At 45.2% G+C, this 25,767-nt stretch carries 29 protein-coding genes, 1 pseudogene, 1 riboswitch and 1 other annotated feature; of the genes and pseudogenes, 15 read left to right on the forward strand and 15 right to left on the reverse strand.

The window, feature by feature from the left end; genetic code table 11:
- Positions 1 to 194: 194 nt before the first annotated feature.
- Positions 195 to 671 carry an RNA deprotection pyrophosphohydrolase gene (gene ytkD / locus AS030_RS13600; RefSeq protein ID WP_061972417.1) on the forward strand — a complete coding sequence of 159 codons (477 nt, stop codon included), beginning with the start codon at positions 195 to 197 and terminating at the stop codon, positions 669 to 671.
- 176 nt (positions 672 to 847) lie between these two features.
- Entirely contained in the window at positions 848 to 2,083 is a 1,236-nt protein-coding gene (hmpA, locus tag AS030_RS13605) for an NO-inducible flavohemoprotein (protein ID WP_061973000.1), read from the forward strand.
- A gap of 69 nt (positions 2,084 to 2,152) precedes the next feature.
- Here hmpA and AS030_RS13610 read toward each other — a convergent pair whose 3' ends face one another.
- Genes AS030_RS13610 through AS030_RS13620 form a run of 3 tightly spaced genes read right to left on the reverse strand, consistent with a single transcriptional unit; the run spans position 2,153 to position 4,761 of the window.
- Positions 2,153 to 2,962, reverse strand: a complete 810-nt coding sequence (locus AS030_RS13610; protein WP_061972418.1) for an ABC transporter permease — start codon at positions 2,960 to 2,962, stop codon at positions 2,153 to 2,155.
- The gene (locus AS030_RS13615; RefSeq protein ID WP_061972419.1) at positions 2,940 to 3,719 is read right to left on the reverse strand and encodes an ABC transporter ATP-binding protein; all 780 of its coding nucleotides are present in this window, start codon (positions 3,717 to 3,719) and stop codon (positions 2,940 to 2,942) included. Before AS030_RS13615 ends, AS030_RS13610 begins: the two co-directional genes overlap by 23 nt.
- A gap of 28 nt (positions 3,720 to 3,747) precedes the next feature.
- Positions 3,748 to 4,761: an ABC transporter substrate-binding protein gene (locus AS030_RS13620; protein ID WP_061972420.1), complete on the reverse strand. Its 1,014-nt coding sequence runs from the start codon at positions 4,759 to 4,761 to the stop codon at positions 3,748 to 3,750.
- Between the two features lie 122 nt (positions 4,762 to 4,883).
- Here AS030_RS13620 and AS030_RS13625 point away from each other — a divergent pair, with 122 nt between their 5' ends.
- Positions 4,884 to 5,687 (forward strand): alpha/beta hydrolase family protein, encoded by an 804-nt coding sequence (locus AS030_RS13625; protein ID WP_061973003.1) that lies wholly within the window; start codon positions 4,884 to 4,886, stop codon positions 5,685 to 5,687.
- Here the strand turns inward: AS030_RS13625 and AS030_RS23685 are convergent.
- Together AS030_RS23685 and pckA are read right to left on the reverse strand one after the other, a co-directional pair.
- On the reverse strand, positions 5,676 to 5,819 hold the full coding sequence (locus AS030_RS23685; RefSeq protein ID WP_156412584.1) for a hypothetical protein: 144 nt from the start codon (positions 5,817 to 5,819) through the stop codon (positions 5,676 to 5,678). The two genes, AS030_RS13625 and AS030_RS23685, sit on opposite strands and share 12 nt — an antisense overlap.
- A 129-nt stretch (positions 5,820 to 5,948) precedes the next feature.
- Complete coding sequence (gene pckA, locus AS030_RS13630) at positions 5,949 to 7,532, reverse strand: phosphoenolpyruvate carboxykinase (ATP) (RefSeq protein WP_061972421.1); 1,584 nt, start codon at positions 7,530 to 7,532, stop codon at positions 5,949 to 5,951.
- A 271-nt stretch (positions 7,533 to 7,803) separates the two neighbouring features.
- Positions 7,804 to 7,922: riboswitch (SAM riboswitch) on the forward strand.
- Positions 7,923 to 8,102: 180 nt separating this feature from the next.
- Between pckA and metK the strand changes: the two genes are divergently transcribed.
- Entirely contained in the window at positions 8,103 to 9,302 is a 1,200-nt protein-coding gene (gene metK / locus AS030_RS13635) for a methionine adenosyltransferase (protein ID WP_061972422.1), read from the forward strand.
- Positions 9,303 to 9,348: 46 nt separating this feature from the next.
- On the opposite strand, the gene AS030_RS23690 is transcribed toward metK, so the two are convergent.
- The 5 genes from AS030_RS23690 to AS030_RS13655 form a co-directional block, all read right to left on the reverse strand.
- Positions 9,349 to 9,501: a hypothetical protein gene (locus tag AS030_RS23690; RefSeq protein ID WP_156412585.1), complete on the reverse strand. Its 153-nt coding sequence runs from the start codon at positions 9,499 to 9,501 to the stop codon at positions 9,349 to 9,351.
- Between the two features lie 17 nt (positions 9,502 to 9,518).
- The gene (locus tag AS030_RS13640) at positions 9,519 to 10,070 is read right to left on the reverse strand and encodes a phosphatase PAP2 family protein (RefSeq protein WP_061972423.1); all 552 of its coding nucleotides are present in this window, start codon (positions 10,068 to 10,070) and stop codon (positions 9,519 to 9,521) included.
- Positions 10,071 to 10,201: 131 nt separating this feature from the next.
- Positions 10,202 to 10,771, reverse strand: a complete 570-nt coding sequence (locus AS030_RS13645) for a manganese catalase family protein (protein WP_061972424.1) — start codon at positions 10,769 to 10,771, stop codon at positions 10,202 to 10,204.
- Positions 10,772 to 10,795: 24 nt separating this feature from the next.
- Complete coding sequence (locus AS030_RS13650; protein ID WP_061973006.1) at positions 10,796 to 11,059, reverse strand: spore coat protein CotJB; 264 nt, start codon at positions 11,057 to 11,059, stop codon at positions 10,796 to 10,798.
- A gap of 5 nt (positions 11,060 to 11,064) precedes the next feature.
- Positions 11,065 to 11,277: a spore coat associated protein CotJA gene (locus AS030_RS13655; RefSeq protein WP_420889651.1), complete on the reverse strand. Its 213-nt coding sequence runs from the start codon at positions 11,275 to 11,277 to the stop codon at positions 11,065 to 11,067.
- A 182-nt stretch (positions 11,278 to 11,459) separates the two neighbouring features.
- Here AS030_RS13655 and AS030_RS13660 point away from each other — a divergent pair, with 182 nt between their 5' ends.
- The gene (locus AS030_RS13660; RefSeq protein WP_061973011.1) at positions 11,460 to 11,861 is read left to right on the forward strand and encodes a VOC family protein; all 402 of its coding nucleotides are present in this window, start codon (positions 11,460 to 11,462) and stop codon (positions 11,859 to 11,861) included.
- Here AS030_RS13660 and AS030_RS13665 read toward each other — a convergent pair.
- Positions 11,834 to 12,352: a gamma carbonic anhydrase gene (locus tag AS030_RS13665; protein ID WP_061972425.1), complete on the reverse strand. Its 519-nt coding sequence runs from the start codon at positions 12,350 to 12,352 to the stop codon at positions 11,834 to 11,836. The two genes, AS030_RS13660 and AS030_RS13665, sit on opposite strands and share 28 nt — an antisense overlap.
- A gap of 103 nt (positions 12,353 to 12,455) precedes the next feature.
- Here AS030_RS13665 and AS030_RS13670 point away from each other — a divergent pair, with 103 nt between their 5' ends.
- On the forward strand, positions 12,456 to 13,235 hold the full coding sequence (locus AS030_RS13670) for an alpha/beta hydrolase (protein WP_061972426.1): 780 nt from the start codon (positions 12,456 to 12,458) through the stop codon (positions 13,233 to 13,235).
- 32 nt (positions 13,236 to 13,267) lie between these two features.
- Positions 13,268 to 14,332: a tetraprenyl-beta-curcumene synthase family protein gene (locus AS030_RS13675; protein WP_061972427.1), complete on the forward strand. Its 1,065-nt coding sequence runs from the start codon at positions 13,268 to 13,270 to the stop codon at positions 14,330 to 14,332.
- A 34-nt stretch (positions 14,333 to 14,366) separates the two neighbouring features.
- On the opposite strand, the gene mnmM is transcribed toward AS030_RS13675, so the two are convergent.
- Complete coding sequence (gene mnmM / locus AS030_RS13680; RefSeq protein ID WP_061972428.1) at positions 14,367 to 14,939, reverse strand: tRNA 5-(aminomethyl)-2-thiouridylate-methyltransferase MnmM; 573 nt, start codon at positions 14,937 to 14,939, stop codon at positions 14,367 to 14,369.
- Positions 14,936 to 15,898: a tRNA modification radical SAM protein MnmL/YtqA gene (gene mnmL / locus AS030_RS13685; protein WP_061972429.1), complete on the reverse strand. Its 963-nt coding sequence runs from the start codon at positions 15,896 to 15,898 to the stop codon at positions 14,936 to 14,938. The genes mnmM and mnmL overlap by 4 nt, the downstream gene beginning before the upstream one ends.
- Positions 15,899 to 16,113: 215 nt before the next feature.
- On the opposite strand from mnmL, the pseudogene AS030_RS24330 reads away from it, so the two are divergent.
- From AS030_RS24330 to AS030_RS13705, 5 genes and pseudogenes are all read left to right on the forward strand, one after another.
- Positions 16,114 to 16,327: pseudogene (locus AS030_RS24330) on the forward strand (MFS transporter); the annotation flags it as partial.
- A gap of 86 nt (positions 16,328 to 16,413) precedes the next feature.
- On the forward strand, positions 16,414 to 17,091 hold the full coding sequence (locus tag AS030_RS13690; protein ID WP_061972430.1) for a site-2 protease family protein: 678 nt from the start codon (positions 16,414 to 16,416) through the stop codon (positions 17,089 to 17,091).
- Positions 17,092 to 17,160: 69 nt separating this feature from the next.
- Positions 17,161 to 17,394: a binding site (T-box leader), on the forward strand.
- A gap of 82 nt (positions 17,395 to 17,476) precedes the next feature.
- Positions 17,477 to 19,894 (forward strand): leucine--tRNA ligase, encoded by a 2,418-nt coding sequence (gene leuS / locus AS030_RS13695; protein WP_061972431.1) that lies wholly within the window; start codon positions 17,477 to 17,479, stop codon positions 19,892 to 19,894.
- A 21-nt stretch (positions 19,895 to 19,915) separates the two neighbouring features.
- A complete protein-coding gene (locus tag AS030_RS13700) occupies positions 19,916 to 20,224 on the forward strand; it encodes a rhodanese-like domain-containing protein (RefSeq protein ID WP_061972432.1) in 309 nt (102 codons plus the stop codon).
- A gap of 130 nt (positions 20,225 to 20,354) precedes the next feature.
- On the forward strand, positions 20,355 to 20,546 hold the full coding sequence (locus AS030_RS13705) for a sporulation protein Cse60 (protein ID WP_061972433.1): 192 nt from the start codon (positions 20,355 to 20,357) through the stop codon (positions 20,544 to 20,546).
- 52 nt (positions 20,547 to 20,598) lie between these two features.
- Here AS030_RS13705 and AS030_RS13710 read toward each other — a convergent pair whose 3' ends face one another.
- On the reverse strand, positions 20,599 to 21,855 hold the full coding sequence (locus AS030_RS13710) for a BaiN/RdsA family NAD(P)/FAD-dependent oxidoreductase (protein ID WP_061973014.1): 1,257 nt from the start codon (positions 21,853 to 21,855) through the stop codon (positions 20,599 to 20,601).
- A 203-nt stretch (positions 21,856 to 22,058) separates the two neighbouring features.
- Here AS030_RS13710 and AS030_RS13715 point away from each other — a divergent pair, with 203 nt between their 5' ends.
- Positions 22,059 to 23,687: a putative polysaccharide biosynthesis protein gene (locus tag AS030_RS13715; RefSeq protein ID WP_061972434.1), complete on the forward strand. Its 1,629-nt coding sequence runs from the start codon at positions 22,059 to 22,061 to the stop codon at positions 23,685 to 23,687.
- Positions 23,688 to 23,757: 70 nt separating this feature from the next.
- On the opposite strand, the gene AS030_RS13720 is transcribed toward AS030_RS13715, so the two are convergent.
- Positions 23,758 to 24,192, reverse strand: coding sequence for a DUF6884 domain-containing protein (locus AS030_RS13720; RefSeq protein ID WP_061972435.1), 435 nt, complete (start codon positions 24,190 to 24,192; stop codon positions 23,758 to 23,760).
- A 106-nt stretch (positions 24,193 to 24,298) separates the two neighbouring features.
- Between AS030_RS13720 and AS030_RS13725 the strand changes: the two genes are divergently transcribed.
- Positions 24,299 to 25,027, forward strand: a complete 729-nt coding sequence (locus tag AS030_RS13725) for a pseudouridine synthase (RefSeq protein WP_338082332.1) — start codon at positions 24,299 to 24,301, stop codon at positions 25,025 to 25,027.
- Positions 25,028 to 25,062: 35 nt separating this feature from the next.
- Positions 25,063 to 25,710, forward strand: a complete 648-nt coding sequence (locus tag AS030_RS13730; RefSeq protein WP_061972436.1) for a PRC-barrel domain-containing protein — start codon at positions 25,063 to 25,065, stop codon at positions 25,708 to 25,710.
- The last annotated feature ends 57 nt before the right edge of the window (positions 25,711 to 25,767 follow it).

Here is a 25,767-nt window from a genome sequence, read left to right on the forward strand (position 1 = left end):
TCCGCTTGGACCGGAGTTTTTTATTTTTTACTATAAATATGGGATAATAGATAAAGAAACAAAAAAGTGATCCTTCCTCTTATTAAAAGGGTACCTGTATTTCATAATAGGAAGGAAAGCATTTTTAGGTATTGGACAATGTATGCTTCCTTATTTACAATAGAATTAACCTAGTGATTTGGAGTAACTAAACAATGGAACCCATTACTTTTAAAGATTATTATGATAATACTGTTAAGCTTTCCTTTGATGACCATCCTTTTTCCACTGACCCAAAGCATGTCTGGGTACTGTGCCGTTTTCGCGGGCAATGGCTCCTGACAGAGCATCCGCGGCGGGGAATTGAATTTCCCGGCGGAAAAGTTGAACCGGGAGAAAATGCAGATCAGGCTGCTGTCCGTGAAGTTTTTGAAGAAACAGGGGGACATGTTTCATCCCTTCATTATTTGGGACAGTATAAGGTTGATGGCAAAGGCGGCATCATCATTAAAAACATATATTATGCTACAGTTGATAAATTATTGTTGAAAGATCGTTATTATGAAACTAACGGACCTGTCTTTTTTGAGGAATTGCCGGAATCCTTTGAAGGACAACAAAAGTTCAGCTTCATGATGAAGGATCAGGTGCTCATACAAAGTCTCCAGCATACGAAAGAAAGGTTTTTGTAGAGCCTTCATTGCACAGCCGCATCCCATGGATGTTGGCTGTTTTTTTATTCTGCAAGATTTGTATAGAAATACCACGCGTTGCTAAAGCTGAATTGGGGTACGTGTCCTATAGTGAAAAAAAGGAGGCTTTGACAGTGGATAGTAACAAACAAGAACAGCGTGAAGAAGTAACCAAAATGGTAAAACAGCTGGATCCAAAAAAATTTGAAGTGATCAAACAGACACTTCCGGTTGTTAAAGAACATGGTGAGGCCATTACCAAGAAATTTTATCAGCGGTTATTCGAAAGTCATCCCGAATTGAAAAATATGTTTAATATGACCCACCAGATTACCGGCCATCAGCCAAAAGCACTGGCGGACGCCGTGTATGGAGCTGCAGCAAACATAGAAGACCTCAGTCAGATCATGCCTATCCTGGAGAGGATTGGCCAAAAGCACCGAAGTCTGCAGGTAAAACCAGAGCATTACCCCATTGTAGGTGAACATTTGCTGGGGGCAATCAAGGAAATTCTGGGCGATGCAGCGACTGACGAGATTCTTGATGCATGGGCCGATGCTTACCAGATTATTTCAAGTGCATTTATTAAAATGGAAGAAGGATTTTATAAAAGCGCAGAGACCCAGTCAGGCGGGTGGGCAGGATTTAAGAATTTTATCATTGACCGGAAAGTCAGGGAAAGCGAAGTCATTACTTCGTTTTACCTTAAGCCTGAAGATGGACAAGCATTGCCATCATTCCTTCCGGGACAATATATTACAGTGAAAGTTGAAATCCCCCAGGAGGAATATACCCACCTGAGACAGTACAGCCTGTCTGACCGGCCGGGTCTGGATTATTTCCGGATCAGTGTAAAGCGGGAAGGACCAAAAGGCGAAGACATAGGGCCCGGTGTGGTATCCACGGATTTGCATCAGTTATACAATGAAGGGGATGTACTTCCCATTTCTGCTCCTGCCGGCGATTTTTATTTGGATGTTGACAGTAACAGGCCGGTTGTGCTCATTAGCGGAGGGGTTGGTCTGACTCCGGTTACAAGCATGCTGCATACCATCAATGCCAATCAGCCCGATCGAAAGGTTGTCTATATTGAAGCGGCGCAAAATGGAAGCGTCCATGCTTTCAGGGAAGAAGTCCGCAAGGTAAGTGAACAAAATCCAAATATCACATCCTATTTTATTTATACACAGCCCTCAAACGAGGACCGAGAAAAAGAGTATTTTGACCGTGAAGGCTACATTACCCTTGAATGGCTGCAGGAGGTATTGCCCTCAAAAGATGCCCAATTTTACTTTTGCGGTCCATTGCCGTTCATGCAGGTGGTCAACTCTGCACTGAACCAATGGGAAGTGCCCGAAGAGGATATTCACTATGAATTCTTTGGATCATTCGGGAACCTGGAAGAGGCGTAAATACTTGAACCCCTCCGATCAATGAGGAGGGGTTTTGGTCATGTCCGTAATTTAGTTTAAGCGTAAGGGTTACAGTGTCCGGTTCTTGATCAGCTTTTTTTCGAGAGCTTCCACAAGCTGATACATAAGGGTTGCCAGCAAAGCGATAATCAGAAGGCTCATCAATACGAGGGTAAAATTGAATACCTGAAAACCGTAAATAATCAGATAGCCCAGTCCTTGTTTGGAAACAAGGAACTCTCCAACAATGACCCCAACCCAGGAAAGGCCGACATTTACTTTCAATGCCGAGATAATCGCCGGAAAACAGGCGGGGAGGATCACCTCTTTAAAACATTGATACTTTGAACCTCCGAACGACCGGATGACTTTTACATAGTTGGGTTCTACATTTCTAAATGACGTATAGATTACGATGGTTGTAATAATGACAGAAATTAAGATCCCCATTGCCACAATGGATGTTAGATTGGGCCCGAGAGCTACGATAAGGATAGGGCCAATGGCGACTTTGGGCATGGCGTTTAGAATGACAAGGTACGGATCAAGAACTCTGGAGAGAAAGGGGAACCACCAGATCAGGGCAGCGAGCAGGGTTCCGAATAACGTTCCAAGCAAAAACCCAATCGCTGTTTCTGAAAGGGTCATACCAATATGACCGAAAATACTTCCATCCGCTATTTTCTCAGCAAGCAATGCAAGGATTTTCTGTGGTGAACTAAAGAGAAGGGGATCGATCCATTTTTGGTCTGAGCTGTACTGCCAAAGACCGAAAAAAAGAATGAAAATCAAAAGCTGAGAGAGTCTGACTTTGATTGTTTGTTTGCGCAGGTTCAACAAGTAGTCGGAGTGGGTTTTACTCGGTGTCGTTTTGTTCAATTTGTTCCAACTCCTCCCAAATTTGCTGAAACATCACAGAATAATCAGGATGCTGGCGCGCTTCAAACGGCAGACGCTTTCTCAGATGGCCTGATACCGGAAACGTCCGGAAGATTCTTCCCGGCTTTGTGGAAAATAAAATGATCCGGTCGCTCATGGCAATCGCTTCTCCAATATCGTGGGTGACCAGAATTGCGGTTTTGCCATGTTCACGCAGAGTAGTAGAGACTAAATCTTCAAGTTTTAGTTTGGTTTGATAGTCAAGTGCGGAAAACGGTTCATCCAGCAGGAGGATCTGCGGGTTGGTTGCGAGTGTGCGGACCAATGCCACACGCTGTCTCATGCCGCCGGACAATTCATTTGGGTATTTATCCAGTGTGTCGTATAAGCCAATTTCGCTCATCAGGGATAGGGCATATGAGGTCCGCTCATCGTTCAGACAACCTTGCAGTTTTAATCCTACCAAAATATTGTCTTTGATTGTCTTCCAGGGAAACAGGTAGTCTTGCTGAAGCATATATCCAATTTTCGCATGGGGTTGTGTAATTAACTGATTTTTCAAGGAAACTGTGCCGTTCGTTGGCTGTATTAGACCCGAGATGATGGAAAGCAGGGTGGACTTTCCGCATCCACTCGGTCCAAGAAAGGAAACAAACTCTCCCTCGGAGACAGAGAGTGTAATGTCTTCTAATGCAGTCGTGGCCGTTTGCTTGGAAAAGTACGTTTGACCGATCGATTTTAATTGTAAGAAGGCCACTATGATCCCTCCATCGTAATTTTATGATTTATTTTGTGGCATCACGGGAAAAGGTGGTGTTAACCAGTTTCTTGTAATCGGCTTTTTTCGGAAGCTCTCCCGCTGCTTTCATGACCGACTGCAGGTTATTCCAGGAATCTTGTTCGAGGATCGGATTTACCGCATAGCTGTGCTGACCTTTGTAGCGGTCCACAACCTTTTCAATAAGATCAACGGGTGTGTCTTCAAAATACGGAGCGATCAGTTCCGCCGTTTCCTTTGCCGTATGTGTTTCTACATAAAGCTGCGCCTTATAGATCGCTTTGGTAAAGCGTTTGAGCACATCCCCATTCTTTTTCATATAGCTTTGTTTGGACATATAGGATGTATATGGCAGCTTTCCGGATGCTTCACCGAAGGAGGCCACCACATGGCCGATGCCTTTTTGTTCAAACAGGCTTGCCTGTGGTTCAAACAACTGCACATAGTCCCCGGTACCGGAAGCGAAGGCGTTTGGAATGTTGGCATAGTCGATGTTCTGGATCAGCTTCATGTCTTTATGAGGATCAATTCCGTGCTTCTTCAAGCTGAACTCACCTGCCATCTGTGGCATTCCGCCTTTGCGCTGTCCGAGGAAGGTGCTGCCTTTGAGCTGATTCCAGGAAAAATAATCCGGCTTTTTTCGGGCCACTAGGAAGGTTCCATCCGTTTGGGTAAGCTGTGCAAAGTTAATGACAGGATCGCTCGTTCCCTGGGCACCTACATAAATGGACGTTTCAGAGCCGACTAGGGCAATATCTGCTCCGTTGGACAAAAGCGTGGTCATGGTTTTATCTCCGCCCCATGTGGTCTTTAAGTCCACATCAATGCCCTCGTCTTTAAAGAAGCCTTTTTCAATCGCAACATATTGGGGTGCATAGAAAATGGAACGGGTTACTTCAGCCACCCGAACCTTATCACGCTTTTGTTTTTCCGAGGTATCGGAAGAACATGCCGACAACAGCAGGCATGCCGTCAAGATCAGTGAAAAGAAAAGCATAAGCTGGGCTTTTATACGTTTCAAATGGTTAGCCTCCTTTATATTCGAATGAAGGATAAAGTTTCATGTAATACTTTATATGTGAATGGTAAAATTGTGTGTTGGCCTAAATAAAAAAAGGAGGAATTTATGTGCTGGACAGCAGCCTGATCACTCATGCCCAACGGTATCCTTCTCCACATCCACAGATTACGTTATTCAGAATCTCTTATAAGAGTGAAGGGTTGACCGTAAAAGGGCTTCTGGCCATTCCCAAGAACAGCGGGAAAGACATGCTGCCTGGATTTTTGTATTTGCGGGGCGGCATAAAAAAAGTGGGAATGGTACGGGTTCCGCGGATTATTCAGCTTGCTTCCCAGGGGTTTGTTGTGATAGCTCCTTTTTATCGTGGAAATGAAGGGGGAGAGGGCAGAGAAGACTTTTGCGGAGAAGACCGGCAGGATGCGTTCCATGCCTTTCAAGTTCTTCGTTCTTTATCCATCGTTGATCATGATCAGCTTCATATTTTTGGATTCTCCCGTGGCGGGCCGATGGCCTTCTTTACGGCACTGAAGTATCCAGAAGCACGATCTGTAGTCATTTGGGGAGGGGTTTCAGACATGGCCCTGACCTATGAAGAGCGGGTAGATTTGAGAAAAATGATGAAGCGTGTCATCGGGGGAACACCATCGAAAGTTCCGGAAGGCTACAGGACAAGATCGCCTGTTCATTATTGTGAAGGACTTACTGTCCCGCTTCTTTTGATACATGGCTGCAAGGATGAGAATGTCAGCATTACACATTCGTTAGTGTTAAAAGAATGCCTGGATCCGAAGGGAATGGTGGAAACCTGGTTTTATCCCCAGTATACCCACCACTTCCCGCCCCAGGAAAACAGGAAGATTACCTTTGCGTTTTGTGAGTGGATGAAAACCCGAAATAAAGAAAAGCCGGAGCTGTCACCGTTGTGACAAATCCGGCTCATTTACGTACAGCATGGATTTCAAGCTATTTTCAAAAAGGTCGATCTGCTTGCCTGTTTGCATAAATCCATGAGTCAGAGTAACCGCAGAAATCGCAATTCCGTCCTGAAAGCTAATCATGAACCGGCTGATGTCATCGACGGATACAACAGGATCAAAATATAAGCGACAAAGGTGTCGTTTGCAACCTTTTTATGGAAAATAAAAACCGCTCCCTTAAAGGAAGCGGTACAATCAGATATATTCTTATTAGACGAGCGGGCCTGCACCTTTAATTTCAGCAGGAACATTATTGAACTTTGAAAAATTATCATTGAACTGAGCAGCAAGCTCTTTGGCTTTCAGGTCATATTCTTCCGGGTTGCTCCATGTTTTCTTTGGCTGGAGCACCTGATCAGGAACACCTGGGCAGTGAATGGGGATGTTTAATCCAAAGATCGGGTCGGTTACCGTTTCCACAGATTTTAACTCACCCTGAAGCGCTGCCTGGACCATGGCTCTTGTATAGGAAAGGTTCATGCGCTTACCTGCGCCGTATGCCCCTCCGGACCAGCCGGTGTTCACAAGGTAAACTTCTACTTCATGGTGATCGATTTTTTCGCCGAGCATTTCTGCATAAACCGTTGCCTCAAGCGGCAGGAATGGAGCACCAAAGCAAGTGGAGAAGGTGGCCTGAGGAGACGTAATTCCACGCTCTGTGCCAGCAAGCTTACTTGTGTACCCGGACAGGAAGTGGTACATTGCCTGTTCCTTCGTCAGTTTGCTGATCGGAGGCAATACTCCGAATGCATCAGCTGTCAGAAATATGATGGTGTTCGGGTGTCCGGCAACACTTGGCTGTATGATGTTTGGAATCGCCTGGATCGGATAAGCTGCTCTTGTATTTTCGGTCAATGAGCCGTCATCATAGTTTCCTTCACGTGTCAAATCATCCAGGACGACGTTTTCGAGAACGCTTCCAAATCGGATAGCATCCCAGATTTGCGGCTCTTTTTCCTGAGAGAGGTTGATGGTTTTGGCATAGCATCCGCCTTCGATATTAAAGACGCCTGTATTGGCCCAGCCGTGTTCATCATCTCCGATCAGCGAGCGGTGAGGATCAGCGGAAAGAGTCGTTTTACCGGTTCCGGATAAGCCGAAGAAAAGGGCGACATCGCCTTCCTGTCCGACATTTGCCGAGCAGTGCATGGAAAGTATCCCTTTTTCGGGAAGGATATAGTTCATAACTGAAAAGATCGATTTTTTGATTTCACCGGCATATTCTGTGCCGCCGATCAAAACAATCCTTCTCTCAAATGATATAATAATGAAAGTTTCTGAATTTGTGCCGTCTACCTCAGGATCAGCCTGGAACCCGGGAGCGGAGACCACGGTAAATTCCGCATCCAGTCCCTTTAGCTCTTGAGCTGTAGGGCGGATAAACATTTGCCGGGCGAACAGATTATGCCAGGCGAATTCGTTCACGACCTGAATGGGTAGGCGATAAGCATGATCAGCGCCAGCAAAGCCTTTAAACACAAAAAGTTCTTCTTGCTGGCCTAAGTAATGAAGTACTTTTTTGTAAAGCTTATCAAACTTTTCTTCATTAAAAGGCTTATTGATTTTGCCCCAGTCTATTTTTCCGCTTGAACTGGCTTCGTCCACGATAAACTTGTCTTCTGGAGAGCGTCCAGTGTATTTTCCAGTTGTGGCTCTGAGAGCACCTGTCGAAGATAAAATCGCTTCGTTGCGGAGCAGTGCTTTTTCAACAAGCATAGGTACTGGGAGATTTTCATGAGTAGCTGCGCTGTTTAGAATATCATCTAAAGTCGTCGTTGAATCAACCGTATTCATGTTCGCAAAACCGTCCTTTTAAAGAATATATTAATCACCGTCAACATGACTAAATTTGAAATTAGTATAGCACATTAAAATAAATAATGTATACTATTTTATTTAACATTTTACGATTTGGTTCGAAAATCAGGCATTATCCTCTGATCAGCTCTGGCAAACATTATTATCAGACATAGTGACGCTGAAAATTCCTATCTGGATGAGGAAGGGATGCCATTTCAAGTTGACAGGTTTGTCGAACTGCGCTATTATATTTCGGGAACGGCTACTCTTATTCCGAGTAGGTGGAGGGACAGGCCCTATGAAACCCAGCAACCGACACTTCGTGCCAAAAAATGAAGTGAAAAGGTGCTAACCTGCAAGGTGAACAAGCCTTGAAAATAAGAGGTGAAGGCGTAGATATAAGACCTTTTCCCTCGTGTATGATGATTTAGGGAAAGGCTTTTTTTATGTCTCAAAATGGTTTGAACCTGAATATTTTACAAAAACAAAGTATCCATATAGGAATGAGTACCGTATCTTATAAAAATATTGCTCTATGCGTTAAATAGAGAAGGAGGATCTCAATTGTCTAAAAGTCGTCGTCTTTTTACATCTGAATCAGTTACAGAAGGGCATCCGGACAAAATTTGTGACCAAATTTCCGATGCGATCCTGGATGAAATCCTGGCTAACGATCCAAATGCCCGTGTAGCTTGTGAAACTTCCGTAACAACCGGACTTGTGCTGGTTGCAGGGGAAATTACTACATCCACATATGTTGATATTCCGAAAGTGGTTCGGGAAACCATCAAAGAAATCGGTTACGACCGCGCGAAATATGGTTTTGACTCCGAAACGTGTGCGGTTCTGACATCCATCGATGAGCAGTCTGCTGATATCGCGATGGGGGTTGACCAGGCGCTTGAAGCTCGTGAAGGTTCGATGACGGATGAAGAAATTGAAGCAATCGGTGCTGGTGACCAGGGTCTTATGTTTGGCTATGCCAACAACGAAACACCTGAACTCATGCCGCTTCCGATTTCATTGGCACATCGCTTGTCCCGCCGACTGGCTGAAGTGCGCAAAACGGAAGAAGTGCCATACCTTCGTCCAGATGGTAAAACTCAAGTAACGGTTGAATATGATGAGGATGACAAGCCGGTTCGTATTGATACGATTGTCATTTCAACTCAGCATCACCCTGAAATTTCACTTGAACAAATTCAGGCGGATATTAAAGAACAAGTAATCAAGCCTGTTGTACCTGCAGAATTGATTGACGAAAATACAAAGTACTTCATCAACCCGACAGGCCGTTTTGTAATTGGCGGACCACAAGGGGACGCCGGTTTGACTGGCCGTAAGATTATTGTTGATACGTATGGCGGATATGCCCGTCACGGTGGCGGAGCATTCTCCGGGAAAGACGCGACCAAAGTAGACCGTTCTGCAGCATATGCAGCACGTTATGTTGCGAAAAACATTGTTGCATCCGGTCTTGCTGACAAAGTTGAAGTTCAGCTTGCCTACGCTATTGGTGTAGCTCAGCCTGTATCCATTGCTGTAAACACGTTTGAAACAGGAAAAGTTTCTGAAGAGGTATTGGTTGATCTTGTGCGCAAGAACTTTGACCTTCGCCCGGCAGGAATCATCAAAATGCTCGATCTTCGCCGTCCGATTTACAAGCAGACAGCTGCTTATGGACATTTCGGCCGTACAGACGTTGAGCTTCCTTGGGAAAAAACAGATAAAGCAGAAGCACTTAAAGAACAAGCAAACGCATAATAAAAAAGCCGGTCTTCCATTGGGATTCCCACTGGAAGGGCCGGCTTTATTTTTTGAGCGGCAGATCAGGAGGCTTATGCTCCAGGGATTTTATGAATACAGGAAATTTGAGGATTGTTGGCAGATTGAATCCTGACTGGAAAGTGGGATTTATTTCTTTTACAATCATCAAATCGTGTTCCTGTAGCGCTTTTTTCATGTAACCCCTCCTGAACATTATAAATGGTTGGTAACGAGATAAGAATTAACCAAGAAAACGGAAAAGATTCCTGAACTGATTCCCAGCATCATGCCTGCGAGGACATCTGTGGGATAATGCAAGCCAAGGTACATCCGGGAGATTCCGACAGAGAAGCCCAGCGGAACAAGAATCCAGAGCAGACCGGGGTGGATCAGGGACAACGGGATAATGACGGAGAAGACCGCTGTTGTATGCCCGGACGGAAAGGAATGGTCTTTCAGCGGATGACTGAAGGTTTTTGTACCCGGTATCATGAGGTATGGGCGCTTGCGGGGATAGCATTTCTTGGAGATGGCCACAGGGATATGGCTGAGTACGAGAGACAGGAAACCTGCGGCAGCAAATATTCTTGCATTATCAGGTGCAAAGAGCAGTACGAGAAGAGTGGTAATGATCGTGGCAGTTGCACCTCCAAAGTGGGTAATGGCGTTAAAGTACTTGTCCAACAAACGATGCTGCAGCCTGCTGTTTACCCATTTGAATAACCTGCATTCTTTTTCATAAATCCACCCGGTCACTCTCGCCATAAACATCCTCCTGTCTTAATGCTGATTTCTCCTTAAGCATACAATTGGATGTTTGTCCCGATTTTAAGGAAGTATGAAGAGTTTGTAAAAATAAAAAACCACTGATGAATCAGCGGTTTTAAGAAAGACTGTCAAAAAACGGTTTTTCGGTCGCGTTCTTCTTTCAGAATTTCCACAGCCTCCCGGAACCTCATGGAATGGATAATTTCACGTTCCCTCAAGAAACGGAGACCGTCATTGAGATCCGGATCGTCCGACATGTCAATCAGCCACTGATAGGTGGCGCGCGCCTTTTCTTCAGCTGCTATGTCTTCATAAAGGTCTGCAATCGGATCTCCTTTGGCCTGAATGTAAGAGGCGGTCCATGGAACACCTGCTGCATTATGATAAAAAAGAGCACTGTCATGGTTCGCATAATGGGCATCCAGTCCGGCGTCACGCATCTGTTGAGGCGTGGCGTCTTTGGTAAGTTTTACAACCATTGTGGCAATCATTTCAAGGTGAGCAAATTCTTCTGTGCCTATATCGGTCAACAGCCCGATGACCTTATCGGGAATGCTGTACCGCTGATTCAAGTAACGCAGAGCCGCCGCAAGCTCTCCATCGGCTCCGCCGTATTGTTCAATCAAAAATTTAGCGATTCTCGGATTACAGGTGCTGACTCTAACCGGGTACTGAAGTTTTTTTTCATAAATCCACATGGTCACCCTCCAATAAAATTACATTTACACTTGCCACGGCCAAGGCCCTTTGTTCCAGTCCCATGGTGTACCTGAATAGCTGTTTCCGTACTGCTGCATGGGACCATATTGGGATTCAATGGCTTTTTTCAGTTTTTTTCGCTCCCGTGCATAATGATTAAACTGATTAATGCTTGCGGTGTCATTTGGATGGGTATCAAGGTACAGCGTTAATTCTACCAGAACAAAATCCACAGCCTGCAATTCTTCCAGGAGTCTGTAATAGTCGGCAGGAAGGCTATTTTCCATATGCATTAACTCCTCCGATCATAAGGGTTTTCATAATAATCGTAGAACGCCGGCCAAAGGGTTCCTTTCTGTAATGCTTCCCTTGGGGAAAACTGCGGCAGGTTCGGCGGCTGGAACGTCATATACAGTTGCGGTGGAGTGCGGTAGTACTTTTTGCCGATGGGAGGACAAGGGTCAAACGGACTGTGGTAAGGGGTATAGGATTTTATCGGTTTCAATAAGTTCACCTCCAAAAAAAGGGCTCTTACTACTTTATTGAACAAGAGTAGGAAATATGACTTTAAGGTAAAAGCGGCTTCTGGGGTTTATCCATTTAAATAGGAAATCATCTTGTGGTATGATTTATCCAGAACATGCAATATGTACGGAAAAAATTTTGGGATGAATGGAAGGGGAAGCCATGTACGAAGGAATCCATCACGTTTCACTAGTGGTAACTGATTTGAAGAAAGCGTTGTATTTTTATGAAGGCATATTGGGGTTCAAAGCAGACAAAGAGCGCCCGCAGTTTGGTTTTCCGGGCGTATGGTACAATTTTGGCGCAACTCAGCTTCATTTGATCGTAAACCCGCAGGGAAAAGCATTAAGAGGAACGGATGACCTGGATAGCAGGGATGGCCATTTTGCCATACGGGTGACCGATATTCCGGGGTTATTGAAAAAACTGGATCACTTCAAGGTGCCATATCATAATAAACCCGAGAATAAGACTCCATGGCACCAGGTATATGTATGTGATCCGGACGGCAACTTAATCGAGTTTAACGGCGATCGTCAATCGGATTCGGAAAGCGACTTGTAATACTGCCCTTTTTCCTGATATTCACGGCGAATGCGGTTCATATCGGCGATGTCGTCAGCATTTAATTCCCGAATCACTTTGGCTGGACGGCCAAACGCCAGGGAATTTGGCGGTATCTTTTTTCCTGGGGGAACGAGGCTGCCGGCTCCGATAAATGCGCCTTCGCCAATTTCAGCACCATCAAGGACCAGTGAGCCCATTCCGATGAGCGCATTTTTCCGGATGAGACTGCTATGTAAAATAACACTGTGTCCAACCGTCACTCCATCTTCAAGGATCAGGGGGCGGTTGGGGCTTTGGTGAAGAACCGAGTTATCCTGAACATTTACGCCATTGCCGATAATCGTGGGGGAAACATCTCCGCGTATGACAGTGTTAAACCAGATGGAACTGTTTTCTCCGATGGTCACATCGCCGGTAATGGTTACATAATCTGCAATATAGGCGCTTTTTGCAATGACTGGATTTTTTCCATTGTAAGGGTAAATCAAACGTATCACATCCTGTTTTCAAATAAAATCGGGTTTTTAAACTGTTTTTAGCTTTTCATTCTATTCTATCAAAGGATAATTATTTCGAGAAGGGGATGCTGTTATGTGGAAGTGGGAAACTAAGGATGTAGTTAAAGGTGCCGTTATCATAGTCCATGGCGCGGGGGAATATCACGGCCGCTATGAATGGCTGATTCAGCAGTTTAACGCCACAGGCTTTCATGTCTTAATGGGAGACCTTCCCGGACAGGGAACGACCACCCGCCGCCGCGGGCACATTGATTCTTTTGATGAATATATCCTCACGATAGAAGAATGGATTACAGAAGCTGAGTTGTATTCCCTTCCTGTATTCCTTTTTGGCCACAGCATGGGAGGACTTGCCGCTATCCGTGCGGCAACGGAGAGGAACTTTACCTTAAAAGGCATCATTCTTTCATCACCATGCCTGGGGCTTGCGAGTCCACCAAAGAAGGGAATTGAAACACTTTCCAGGGTCCTGAACACAGTGGCTCCTTCCATCAAATTTTCTGCCAATCTGGATCCTGTCAACAAAACAAGAAATGAACAGGTTCTTCGGCGGGATGCTTCTGATCCGCTGCTGGTGGAGAAGGTGTCGGTAAGATGGTACCGTGAGCTTGTAAGCGCCATGAAAAAGGCTCATCAGGAGACGGACCGCTTTCCGAACGTGCCGCTTTTGGTCATACAGGGAGGAGACGACCGGATTGTGGATAAACGTGCGGTCCGCAGCTGGTTTAACCGGCTTGAACTCCATGATAAAATGTATAAAGAATACCCGGGCTTGTATCATGAAGTGCTGAACGAGCCGGAACGGGATGATGTTTTTAAATTTATGAAATCGTATTTAAATCTTTATTTTTGATTTTGGATGATTGCAAGGGGTGGAAAATTGAAATGAGTGTACCGAATCAACCTTGGGCATTAATGTATCGCATCTATCGCAATGTTCTGCCCGATGTAGCACTTTTTTTAGAGAAATGGCGGGAAAAGGCAGAGACCATCTCCAATGACGAACTTAGAAAACAGGCTCTGATGAGCATTGATACAAAGGAATTCCATTGCCAGGGAGGAGCCATACTGGCTCTTCTGGCAGGTGAACAGCGGCAAAAGGTTATTGAATTTGTGGTAGCCTATCAGACAATCAGCGACTATTTGGATAATCTCTGTGACCGAAGCACTTCACTTGATCCCAAGGATTTTGAAGCGCTGCATGAATCAATGATTCATGCGCTGACACCGGGGGCTGAAAGGAAAAATTACTATCGTATGAGAGAAGACCAAAATGATGGGGATTACCTTTGGAGCCTGGTACAAACGTGTCAGCGCATTCTTTCGGAAATTCCGCATTATTCTTCCATCGCGGATTCACTGCTTGATCTCGCACATTATTATTGTGATTTGCAAATACATAAGCATGTGATGATTGAGGAACGGGTACCGAGGCTGCAGGCCTGGTACCGCAGCCACAAGGATTCGCTGCCTGCCATGAGCTGGTACGAATTCTCGGCCTGTACAGGCTCGACTCTAGGTATTTTTTGCCTCGTCTCCTACGCTTCGCAGGAAAGTTTGACTGCTGAACAGGTTCAGGTCATTAAAAACGGCTACTTTCCCTGGGTTCAAGGTTTGCATATTCTGCTCGATTATTTTGTGGATCAGCAGGAAGATGAAGAGGGGGGCGACCTCAATTTTTGCTCGTATTATGAAAACGGAAATCAGCTTCTGGAGCGGTTTGGCCATTTTGTTGAACAGGCCGACCACAGCATTCAGCGGCTGCCGGACAGCAAATTTCACAAACTCATCAACAGAGGACTGCTTGGTATCTATCTTGCCGATCAGAAGGTTGACCGCCACCCTGGGATAAAGAAGGCGGCCGGCAAGATCATGAAGATGGGCGGAGGAATAACCTATTTCTTTTATATGAACCGAAGATTGATGCAGCGACTCAAGCCTTCTGTATAAAAAGAGCGGATACTGCACATGCAGTTTCCGCTCTTTATCTTTTTTCAATCGCCACAATAAAAGGAGGATTGTTTTTTTGATTAATAAATCCATATTGCAGGACATGGGCTTTTTGCTGATCCAACTGACTGGCATACTCTAAAACAGCATCCCGTTCTTTCTTTCCTTGTTCATGGCCGTGGTAGATGACCAGTACGGCGATTCCCCCGGGAGCAAGCAGCTCATAAAGCTGTTCCAGTGCCTCTATTGTGGAATCGCTTTGTGTAACAATCTCTTTATTTCCACCGGGCAAATAGCCGAGATTAAAGATAGCAGCTTTAATCGACCCGTGGTATTCCGCCGGAATGGCAGATTTCATCGTATGGTGGCCGGCGTGAAAAAGGGTTACATTGTCAAATGCCTGTTCTTCCAACAGACGGCGGGTGGTGTTTTGAATCGCCAGTTCCTGAATGTCAAATCCAAACACACGGCCTCTCTTACCGACCAATCGGGAAAGATAAAGCGTATCATTCCCGTTTCCGCATGTGGCATCGATAACAGCACTTCCATCTGACGCAGCGGCTTCGAGCAATGTTCTTGCAAATGGCAATATTCCTTGTAGATTCATAGCGGCCTCACCGTTTCTTCAGAATAATATTTTCCCTGGTAACTGTTTCTTCGTTCAAGTTCGCTTTCGATCGAGTTGAGGACTTTCCATTTATTCATGCTCCACATCGGGCCAATCATTAATTCAGGGGGCCCATCACCCGTAAGGCGGTGTATCATCATTTCAGGGGGGAGAATCTCAAGCTGGTCACATACGAGATTAACGTAGGTATCAAAGTCCAGAAACTGAAGCATTCCCTTATCGTATTGCTTGACCATCGGCGTTTTTTTTAACAGGTGAAGCAAATGGATCTTGATGCCCTGTACATCCAGCTTGGCTACTTCTCTTGCCGTTTCCATCATCATTTCTGGCGTTTCCAGTGGAAGTCCGTTAATAATATGGGAGCACACCCGAATATTATGTTGACGGAGCTTTTGCACACCTTCTACATAGGTTGGGTAGTCGTGGGCACGGTTGATGAGAAGGGCAGTCCGTTCATGGACCGTTTGAAGACCCAGTTCGACCCACAGGTAGGTTCGTTCATTGAGTTCGGCAAGATATTCAACCACATCGTCAGGCAAACAGTCGGGACGGGTGGCAATGGCCAGTCCGACGACATCCTTTTGCTCCAGGATGGATTCAAACATTTCCCGCAGTTTTTCCACGGGGGCATAAGTATTGGAAAAAGCCTGAAAATAGCCAAGGTATTTCCCTTTTTTCCATTTTCGGTGCATACGTTCTTTTACCGTATGAAACTGGGTGATCAAATCATCACGACGGTCCCCGGCAAAATCCCCGGATCCGCTCTGCGAGCAGAAGGTACAGCCGCCGTATGCTGCTTTTCCGTCACGATTTGGACAGTCAAAGCCGCCATCAAGAGGGACTTTGATAATTTTTTCATCAAAACGGTTTCGTAGATGGGTATTCCATGTATAAAAACGCTTGTCGCCAAAATGGGCGGGAACGCTTAGGTCTGGCAATTAGATTCACTCCTTAACTTAACGAAAATGCTCACTATCGCACTATATGCCATTTTAGCATGGGAGAGTCCATTCTCCAACATTCGGTGAGAGGGGAGGAGGAGGCAGGTTTACAATTGTCAGCACGCAGAAAAAGCACTACAATACTTAGAGGTATTCTTTTGCTGAAATGGGGGGCAAGGTATGCCAAAGTCCTTTGGCTGCTGATTATCGGCATGGTCCTGAATGAACAGGATCAACTTTTTTGTGGCAGGTGAATACGATTTACATACATGGCATCTCGGAAAGTCGCTGACTGCTGCGGGAATTGTGCTCATGATCAATTCGGGCGCCGTGGTGCTGGGCAATCTGGCTGGCGGCCTGCTGTTTGACAGGCTTGGTGGTTACCGTGCCATTCTTGCCCTTGTTCTGTTAGTGTTTTTCTTATTAGCATGGCACTTACGCAATTGTACGACAGAAAGATTGCTGTCCTCGAGCTTTCGCAGAAAAAGACCGTTTGAAATAAGGAGAGTTGAATGGAAAATTTCATGGCTTTTAATTTTCAGGAACTGCCGTTTGTCATCATTTCATTGGTTATTGCATTTACCATTCATGAATTTGCCCACGCATTTACCGCTTATCTATGCGGTGATCCGACAGCAAAGAACCAGGGCCGGCTTACCCTTTCGCCGATTGCCCATCTTGATCCCATCGGCACCATTCTCTTGCTGATTGCCGGCTTTGGATGGGCGAGGCCTGTTCCGGTTGACCGCCGGAACTTCAAGCGCCCTCACTTATATGGAATTCTTGTTTCGATTGCCGGGCCGCTGAGCAATATATTGATCGCTGTTATTGGCATCATTGTTTTTTATTCACTTTTTACAACGGGTGTCGTGGATGGTGTGTCGGAAAAGGGAATTGATTTTATCGACCGGCTGATCAACATGCTTGTCTATTTAAATGTCTTGCTGTTTGTATTTAACTTGCTTCCGGTTCCGCCGCTTGACGGCTATCGCGTTCTCGAGGACCTTGCACCGGATAGAGTCCGGGCGAAAATGATGAAATATGAGCATTTTGGGGTCATCATTTTCCTGGTTCTCGTTTTAACACCGCTCGACCGTTACACCATCTATCCGATTTTCAATACCATCGTGCCTGCTGTCGCCAATACGGTGGATAACTGGATTCGTCCTTTCTTTGAATCTGGTATATAACTAGGAAAATAGGGCTAAGCTACACTTGACAATTTGCTTTGGTATTCATACAATACAAGTTAAATATGGTAAATTACGATGATAAGGACTAGTAAAAAAGCAGAAGGAAGCAGAGAGTTGACGGATGGTGCAAGTCAACCCCAAACCTTTTTGAACTCGCCTTGTAGTTGCGGAAGTGAACATTTGTAGCTTCTGTCGTGCAACCCGCGTTAAGGGTCCAATGAGAGAGCGTGGCACGTTTGCACGCTAATGTGGGTGGTACCGCGGCAGGTTAATAAGTATACACAACCTTTCGTCCCTGAATGTGTTTTAGGGGCGGAAGGTTTTTTATTTTGTCTTTATTACTTTAAAGGGTGAATGATAGTAACAGGGAGGAAAAGACAGTATGCATTACGATCATCGAAATATCGAGCCGAAATGGCAGAAATATTGGGAAAACAAAAAAACATTTAAGACCGAAGAGGATTACTCAAAAAAGAAATTTTACGCCCTGGATATGTTTCCTTATCCGTCCGGTGCCGGACTTCACGTTGGCCATCCGGAAGGCTATACAGCCACTGACATCCTTTCACGCATGAAGCGTATGCAGGATTACAATGTACTGCACCCTATGGGGTGGGACGCATTCGGCTTGCCGGCCGAGCAGTATGCACTTGATACAGGAAATGATCCGGCTGAGTTCACCGAAAAGAACATAAATACCTTCCGCAGACAGATCAAAGAACTGGGCTTCTCCTATGACTGGGACCGTGAAGTCAACACGACTGATCCAGAGTATTACAAGTGGACCCAATGGATTTTTATCCAGCTGTATAAAAAAGGTTTGGCGTATGTTGACGAAGTACCTGTGAACTGGTGTGAGGCGCTGGGGACAGTCCTTGCGAACGAAGAAGTCATCGATGGAAAAAGTGAACGCGGAGGCCATCCGGTTGTCAGGAAACCGATGAGACAGTGGATGCTGAAGATTACAGCCTATGCCGATCGCCTTCTTGAAGATTTGGAAGAGCTCGATTGGCCGGAAAGTCTGAAAGAAATGCAGCGCAACTGGATCGGCCGTTCGGAAGGTGCTGAAGTTCATTTTGACATTAACGGATATGACAAGCAAGTAACCGTGTTTACAACACGTCCGGACACCCTGTTCGGAGCGACCTATCTTGTGCTTGCTCCTGAGCATGCATATGTCAATGAGATTACTACAGAAGCCCAAAAGCAGGCTGTCGAGCAATACAAAAATGAAGTGGCTACTAAGTCTGATCTTGAACGCACCGAGCTTTCCAAGGAAAAAACAGGTGTCTTTACCGGTGCTTATGCGGTCAATCCGGTTAATGGCAAGCGAGTGCCAATCTGGATCGCCGACTATGTGCTGGCGACTTATGGCACGGGTGCCATTATGGCCGTACCGGGACATGACGAGCGCGATCATGAATTTGCGATGAAATTTGAATTGCCGATCATCGAGGTTGTAGAAGGCGGAGATGTGAGCAAAGAAGCTTATGCCGGCGACGGAAAGCATGTGAATTCCGACTTCCTGGACGGCCTTGATAAAGAGGAAGCCATCAATAAAATCAACAGCTGGCTCGAAGAAAATAAAAACGGCGAAAAGAAAATCACGTACCGTTTGCGTGACTGGCTGTTCTCCCGTCAGCGCTATTGGGGTGAGCCGATCCCGATCATTCTGTGGGAAGACGGAACAATGACTCACGTTCCTGAAGAAGAACTTCCTTTGCAACTGCCTGTGGTGGAAGAAATCAAGCCATCAGGTACAGGAGAATCCCCGCTCGCGAACGTATCAGAATGGTTGAATGTAGTGGATCCCGAAACCGGCAAAAAAGGACGCCGCGAAACCAATACAATGCCGCAATGGGCAGGAAGCTGCTGGTACTATTTACGGTACATCGATCCAAAAAACAGCGAAATGATTGCCGATCCTAAGAAAATTCAGCACTGGCTGCCGGTTGATATTTATATCGGCGGTGCAGAACATGCGGTTCTTCACTTGCTCTATGCCCGTTTTTGGCATAAGGTGCTTTATGATCTTGGGATTGTTTCGACAAAAGAGCCGTTTCAGCGGTTGTTCAACCAGGGAATGATTCTTGGCGAGAACAATGAAAAAATGAGCAAATCCAAAGGCAATGTGGTAAACCCGGATGAAATCGTAGCTTCGCACGGTGCAGATACTCTCCGTATGTACGAGATGTTCATGGGACCGCTCGATGCCTCTATCGCATGGAGCACGACGGGGCTTGACGGATCCCGCCGTTTCCTTGACCGTGTGTGGCGCCTGTTTGTCGCAGATAACGGAGAGCTTAATCCTGCAATCACAGATGAGCAGGGAACAGATACCTTTGAGCGGGTTTATCATCAGACCGTGAAAAAAATAACGGAGGACTTTGAGGGACTTCGGTTTAACACTGGTATTTCTCAATTGATGGTGTTCGTGAACGAAGCCAACAAGCAAAAGGTTCTTCCGAAGTACGCGATGGAAGGCTTTGTGAAGCTTCTTTCTCCAATTGCTCCACACATCACGGAAGAGCTTTGGGAAAAGCTTGGCCACAGCGGAACGATTGCCTATGAAGCTTGGCCGGTATGGGATGAAGCCAAATTGGTGGATAAAGAGGTCGAGATTGTAGTACAGATCAACGGTAAAGTAAAAGCTAAGCTCAGCGTACCAGCTGACATTACACGGGAAGACATGGAGCAGGCAGCAATGGACAGTGACGCGGTTCAAAGCAGCATTGAAGGAAAAACAGTCCGCAAAGTCATTGCAGTTCCAGGCAAGCTCGTGAATATCGTTGCCAATTAATCCGCAAAGAGGTGAAATGAATTGACAGAGCATATTGAAACGATTACTCCTGAAGAGGTGAAAGCTAAGCTGAAAAAGGGTGAGGCCATCTCCCTCATTGATGTTCGCGAGGATGCGGAAATTGCTGCGGGAAAGATTCCTGAAGCGAAACACATCAAGATGATGGAGATCCCTGATCGATTGGATGAGATAAATCAGGACGAAGAGCATATTATCATCTGCCGTTCCGGGAGTCGAAGTGAGAACGTATCTTACTTCCTTCAGGATCATGGATATAAAGTTAAAAACATGGTCGGCGGCATGCTGGCTTATGAAAGAGATTCCGAATAAATTAAGACCCGGTTGTCAAAAAATGCGCAGCCGGGTTTTTTTATGGATTGTTTTAAACTGCAAAACTAGTGGGATTTTTACAAAGGATTCGACGAAACCGGGAGGGAATTACTTAGACAGGAGGTGGGGTATGTTAAAGATCAAATTATTTGATGAAGAACATGAAGAAGACCTGGAAGAAGCGGTTAATGCTTTTCTGGAGAATATTCCTGAATCCAAAATCAAAGATGTTAAGTACCAGGTTTCTATCAGTGACAGTTTGAGAGCAAAAGAGGAACCGACCATATACTCCTATTCCATCCTGGTAATCTATAGCGAGTAAACAAAAAGGCTGAGAGGCAAGTGTTTTCACTTTCCTCTCAGCCTTACTGATTTTATAACACGGCGGCGTTCGTTCCCGCCAGGTGCCCGGTAACAAAAGCAACAGTAATATTGAATCCCCCGGTATACCCGTGAAGGTCGAGTACTTCTCCACAGAAATACAACCCCTTTTTCTTTTTGGAAGCCATACTTTTTGGCTCGATTTCCTTAATCGATACGCCTCCGCCAGTAACAAAGGCTTTTTCAATGGAGAGTGTTCCGTTTACTTCCAATGGAAAACGTTTAAGGAGTGAAGTGAACTTGCGAAGACTTTGCTTGTTCAGATTCTCACCCGTTATCTCAAGCGGTATTTCTGCTTTTTCCAGCAAAAACAAAAGATACCGTTCGGGAACCAACCCTTTTAAGACATTCTTTATGGCCTTTTTTGGATCATTTTTCAATAGGTTGTTTACTTGTTGAAACAGTTTTTCCTCGTTCAGGTCAGGAAAGGCATCAACACTCATCGAAATGGTTTTCGTATTAAATTTTTTGAGAGCTTTTACTACATATTGGCTGGACCTGAGAACAGCGGGTCCTGAAATGCCAAAGTGGGTAAAGATCATATCCCCTTTATGGGATTTGATCAGCTTGCCCTTTGGATTCCAGACAGACAGCTCCGCCTGGCGCAGTGAAAGGCCCTGCAAAGTTTTTGATTTAATAAAAGGTTCAGAAGACGTGATGGGAACCTCAGTCGGATAAAGTTCGGTGATGGTGTGGCCCGCTTTTTTTGCCCAGGCATAGCCATCTCCGGTTGATCCTGTATGCGGTACCGATTTTCCTCCGACGGCAATGATCACTGACTTGGCGGGAATGATGGTGCCGTTTTTCAAAACGATTTCTTTTACCGCCTCTTCGGTATAGTTAATGGTTTCGACGGGAGAGTTGGTCCAGATTTTCACACCGAGGGATTCAATTCTCTGTAACAATGCCGCAACCACATCGCCGGCCTTATTGCTGACAGGAAACATTCTTCCATTGTCTTCTTCTTTTAACGCAATGCCCAGTCCCTCAAAAAAAGAAATGATATTCTCGTTATTAAAGATGGAAAACGCACTGTATAAAAAACGCCCGTTTCCGGGAATGTGTTTAATGATTTCATCAATGGGAAGCCTGTTGGTGACGTTGCACCGTCCTCCGCCTGAAATGGCCAGCTTTCTGCCAAGCTTGTCCCCTTTATCGATGAGCAGCACTTTTCTGCCCTTTGATGCTGCTGCGACTGAGGCCATAAGTCCTGAAGGCCCTCCGCCGATGACAACCACATCATATTTCATTTTTGCACCTGCTTCCTTTTCTGCGTGGCTTTTCAGCCAGGTCTTCAAAACACGATCATTTGATATAAACAAAAAGATACCACAAATTTTATCAAATTAAAAATTCTGTTTCATTTGATTGCTTGTGTTACAATACTAATGTTGTTTTAAGAGAACACATAAAAATTGCCTGGTTGCAGCATTTAATAGTAGGAGATGGATTCATGTCTCGGTTATTGCGAGGAACGTTAATTTTAACAGCAGCAACATTTTTTTCAAAGTTTATCGGAATGCTATACATTATCCCTTTCAATGCGCTTGTCGGCACGAAGGGGCTTGCGTTGTATGGGTATGCCTATAATCCCTATACGGTGCTATTAAGCATCGCAACGATGGGAGTTCCGCTGGCGGTTTCAAAGTTCGTATCGAAGTACAATACGCTCGGTGACTATGAAACCGGAAGAAGATTATTAAAATCGGGACTTTGGATTATGACGGCCACCGGCTGTATCGCTTTTCTTATTCTGTACTTAATGGCTCCCGGCCTGGCTTCAAATATCCTGGGAAAACATGACGGTGTCGGAAATTCGGTCGAGGATATCACGTTTGTCATCCGAATGGTAAGCACCGCCTTGATCTTTGTTCCTTCCATGAGTTTGATCAGGGGATATTTTCAAGGATTTCAATCCATGGGACCTACGGCGGTTTCGCAGGTCATTGAACAGATTGTCCGTATTTTGTTCATTTTGATCGCCAGCTATATTGTCATTAAAGTGATGCATGGTGATTTAACGACCGCTGTCGGACTGGCTACGTTTGCGGCAACTGTCGGTGCAGTCGGCGGTTTGCTTGTTCTGCTCTGGTACTGGAACCGCAGACGGCCGTATCTGAAAAAACTGTATTCAGAATCAAAGGTGGAGTCCACGGTGTCGCTGCCTGCGATCTATAAGGAAATCGTCTCGTATGCCGTTCCATTTGTAGCGGTTGGACTTGCCATTCCGCTTTATAAAAATATTGATCAGTTTACCGTGGTCAGTACATTGCAAAATGCGGGGTACAGCTTAAAAAAAGCAGAAGCCGTGTTTGCGATGGTAACCCAGACTTCCCACCAGCTTGTCATGATTCCGGTGTCGCTTGCCACCGCCTTTGCGCTGACGCTGATCCCGGTGATCACGAAGTCTTATACTGAAGATGACAGAGAAAGCTTGAACAAACAGATCACCCAGTCCTTCCAAATTACCTTGTTCCTGACGGTGCCGGCGGCCATCGGGCTTTCGGTTTTAGCTTATCCGGCGTATGGAACGCTCTTTACCCTGGGGGACATCAAGCTGGGAGGACAGATTCTCGAGTGGTATTCCTTGTCTGGCATCTGGTTTGCCATGTTCACTGTAACAGCAGCCATTATGCAGGGGCTTAACCGCCAAAAATTTGCGCTTTTCAGCATGCTTGTAGGAATACTGTTTAAGTTGTCATTGAACATTCCCCTCGTTCTTTTGTGGCAGGGGATCGGCTCCATCATTGCCACTAATATTGGCTATACGGTTTCGATTTTAATCAACCTGTATGTTATTAAGAAATACGGTGAATTTTCATATAAGTGGGTCATTCGCCGTTCCATCTTGATCCTTGCTTTTGGTTTGGCAATGGCCCTTGTCGTTTACCTCGTAAAAGCGCCGATCGAACACTCTTTTGATGGCGTGTATACAAAAGCAAGAGGCGTAGTGGTGCTCACTGCAGGCATTATTTCGGGAGGACTTGTTTATTTCATCCTCTCTTACCGTTCGGGGCTGATTGGCCTTGTGCTTGGCCAGAGGTTCAAGTTCCTGAAACGAAAAAATCAAAAAGCCACATAAAAAGAAGGTCCTTTGAAAGGACCTTCTTTCTGCAATGATTGCTTGGCAAATCGCGTGTAAAACGCCGGATTCACTTTGAAGCTTCGTTTTGTTCATCATACCACTTTAACTGGTTGCCAATGCTGTATCCTTGCAGTGGAACCTCAAAATGGTATCCCGCACGGGTGAGTGCAGGCTGGAGATGTTCCCGATATACCCAGCCACCATGGAGGAAAACCGTGGTTTCTTCCGGTTTTTCATGCGTGAGCAGTTCATCAATGACCTTTCTTGCCCATTCCTGCTTTTCCTTCGATGAAAAATTTTTGATGGAAACATTATAGGGCTCAATCCGCTCATCCTGAGTGAGAAACCCTTCTTTTGCACTGTAAAAATAAAACGCATCGTAATGTTCCTTGGCATAGTGAACCGATTTTACAAACAGTGGGCTTATGTATAATTCGATCGCAGTTGCGGGATGGTGCAGTTTTTTTCTGGCAGTAGCCAGCAGGCCAATTTTCCGCTTCATCACATAATCTCCTCCTATAGTACTAAAATACCCGCGTTTCATAATTATAAAGCAAAATTTTGAAATTATATAGGAAAATATACTTAAACAGAAATGAGGCCGCGCCATGATGCGTATTGATAAATTGTTAGCCAATATGGGCTTTGGAAGCCGGAAAGAAGTAAAGCAATTATTGAAATCAGGTGTTATTAAAGTGGATGAAGCGGTTGTAAAAGACAGCAAAACAAAAGTGGATCCGAACGTGCAGAAGGTTACCGTTCATGGTGAGGAGGTGGTTTATCAGGAAACCATCTATCTGATGATGAACAAGCCGCCGGGAGTCATTTCTGCAACGGAGGATCATGCTCTGCAGACGGTAATTGATCTTCTGGAAGAGAAAGACAGGATTCTTTCTCCATTTCCAGTGGGGCGGCTGGATAAAGATACAGAAGGGCTGCTCATACTTACGAATGACGGACAATTGTCCCACTCGCTTTTATCCCCAAAAAAGCATGTACCTAAAACCTATTTTGCAAAAATAGACGGCTGTGTTACGCAAGAAGATGTGGATGCGTTTAAACAAGGTGTAACGCTTGAGGATGGCTATCACACCAAGCCAGGAACTCTTGTCATTCTTCAATCAGGAGAACATTCCGAAATCCGGCTTACGATTACCGAAGGCAAATTTCATCAGGTGAAAAGGATGTTTGAGGCGGTCGGAAAAAAAGTAACCTACCTGAAACGAATCCGGATGGGGGGACTTGACCTTGATAAGGGATTGAAATTGGGGGAATACAGAGAGCTGACGGAGGATGAATTAAACAAACTGCAGGATGGAAAGGTTTTTTCTGACTGATATTGGGGTAAATCTACCAAAAGGAGGAATGTTTCATGCTAATAAAAGGAACAGATTTACTCGATAAAAAAGTACGGCATGCCGAAGCGAATGAAGATAATATTGAATTAAATGGCATTCTTCTAAATAAATATGACTTTTCACTGTGCTACCTTACGTTTGAAGAAGCCGTGCCTGCGGACCCGGGAAATGATAAGTCATTTGATGCTGTAGACAGGAGTGTCCTGGACATGCAGGCAGCGACAAGCGGGATTGGCTCACAGAGTACACCAATAAGCGGAACAGGCTATCCTGTTACCACAAAAACAAGGATCAAAGAAACGTATTATATTCCTTGGCATGAAATTGTTTCATTGGATGAGGATATCGTCTATCAAGGGAACGAACGCCAATTGGATGAACCGGAAGAATGTTTGGAATCCACCATATTTAAGGGATGGACCGTGGAAACCACTGAAGGAGATAAAATCGGGAAAATTCATGATCTGATCTTTGATACCATTGCCAAGAAAGCAGTGGCTCTTGAAATGACCGAAGGATTTTGGTCAAAGCTGATGGGAGAAGGCAACAAGTATTTGCCTATTGCAGGAGAACCTCACTGGGCAGAGGAGAAATGGATTGTAGAACCTGAGCTCAAAGATCATCTGGTGAATACAAAGGATGAAATCCAGCCACTGTTTTAAATCAGAAAACAAAAACCCCTGTCCAATGCGGGCAGGGGTTAACTTATGGAAGCAAGA

Origin of the sequence: Fictibacillus enclensis (assembly GCF_001457035.1) — a bacterium.
Lineage (GTDB): Bacteria > Bacillota > Bacilli > Bacillales > Fictibacillaceae > Fictibacillus_C > Fictibacillus_C enclensis.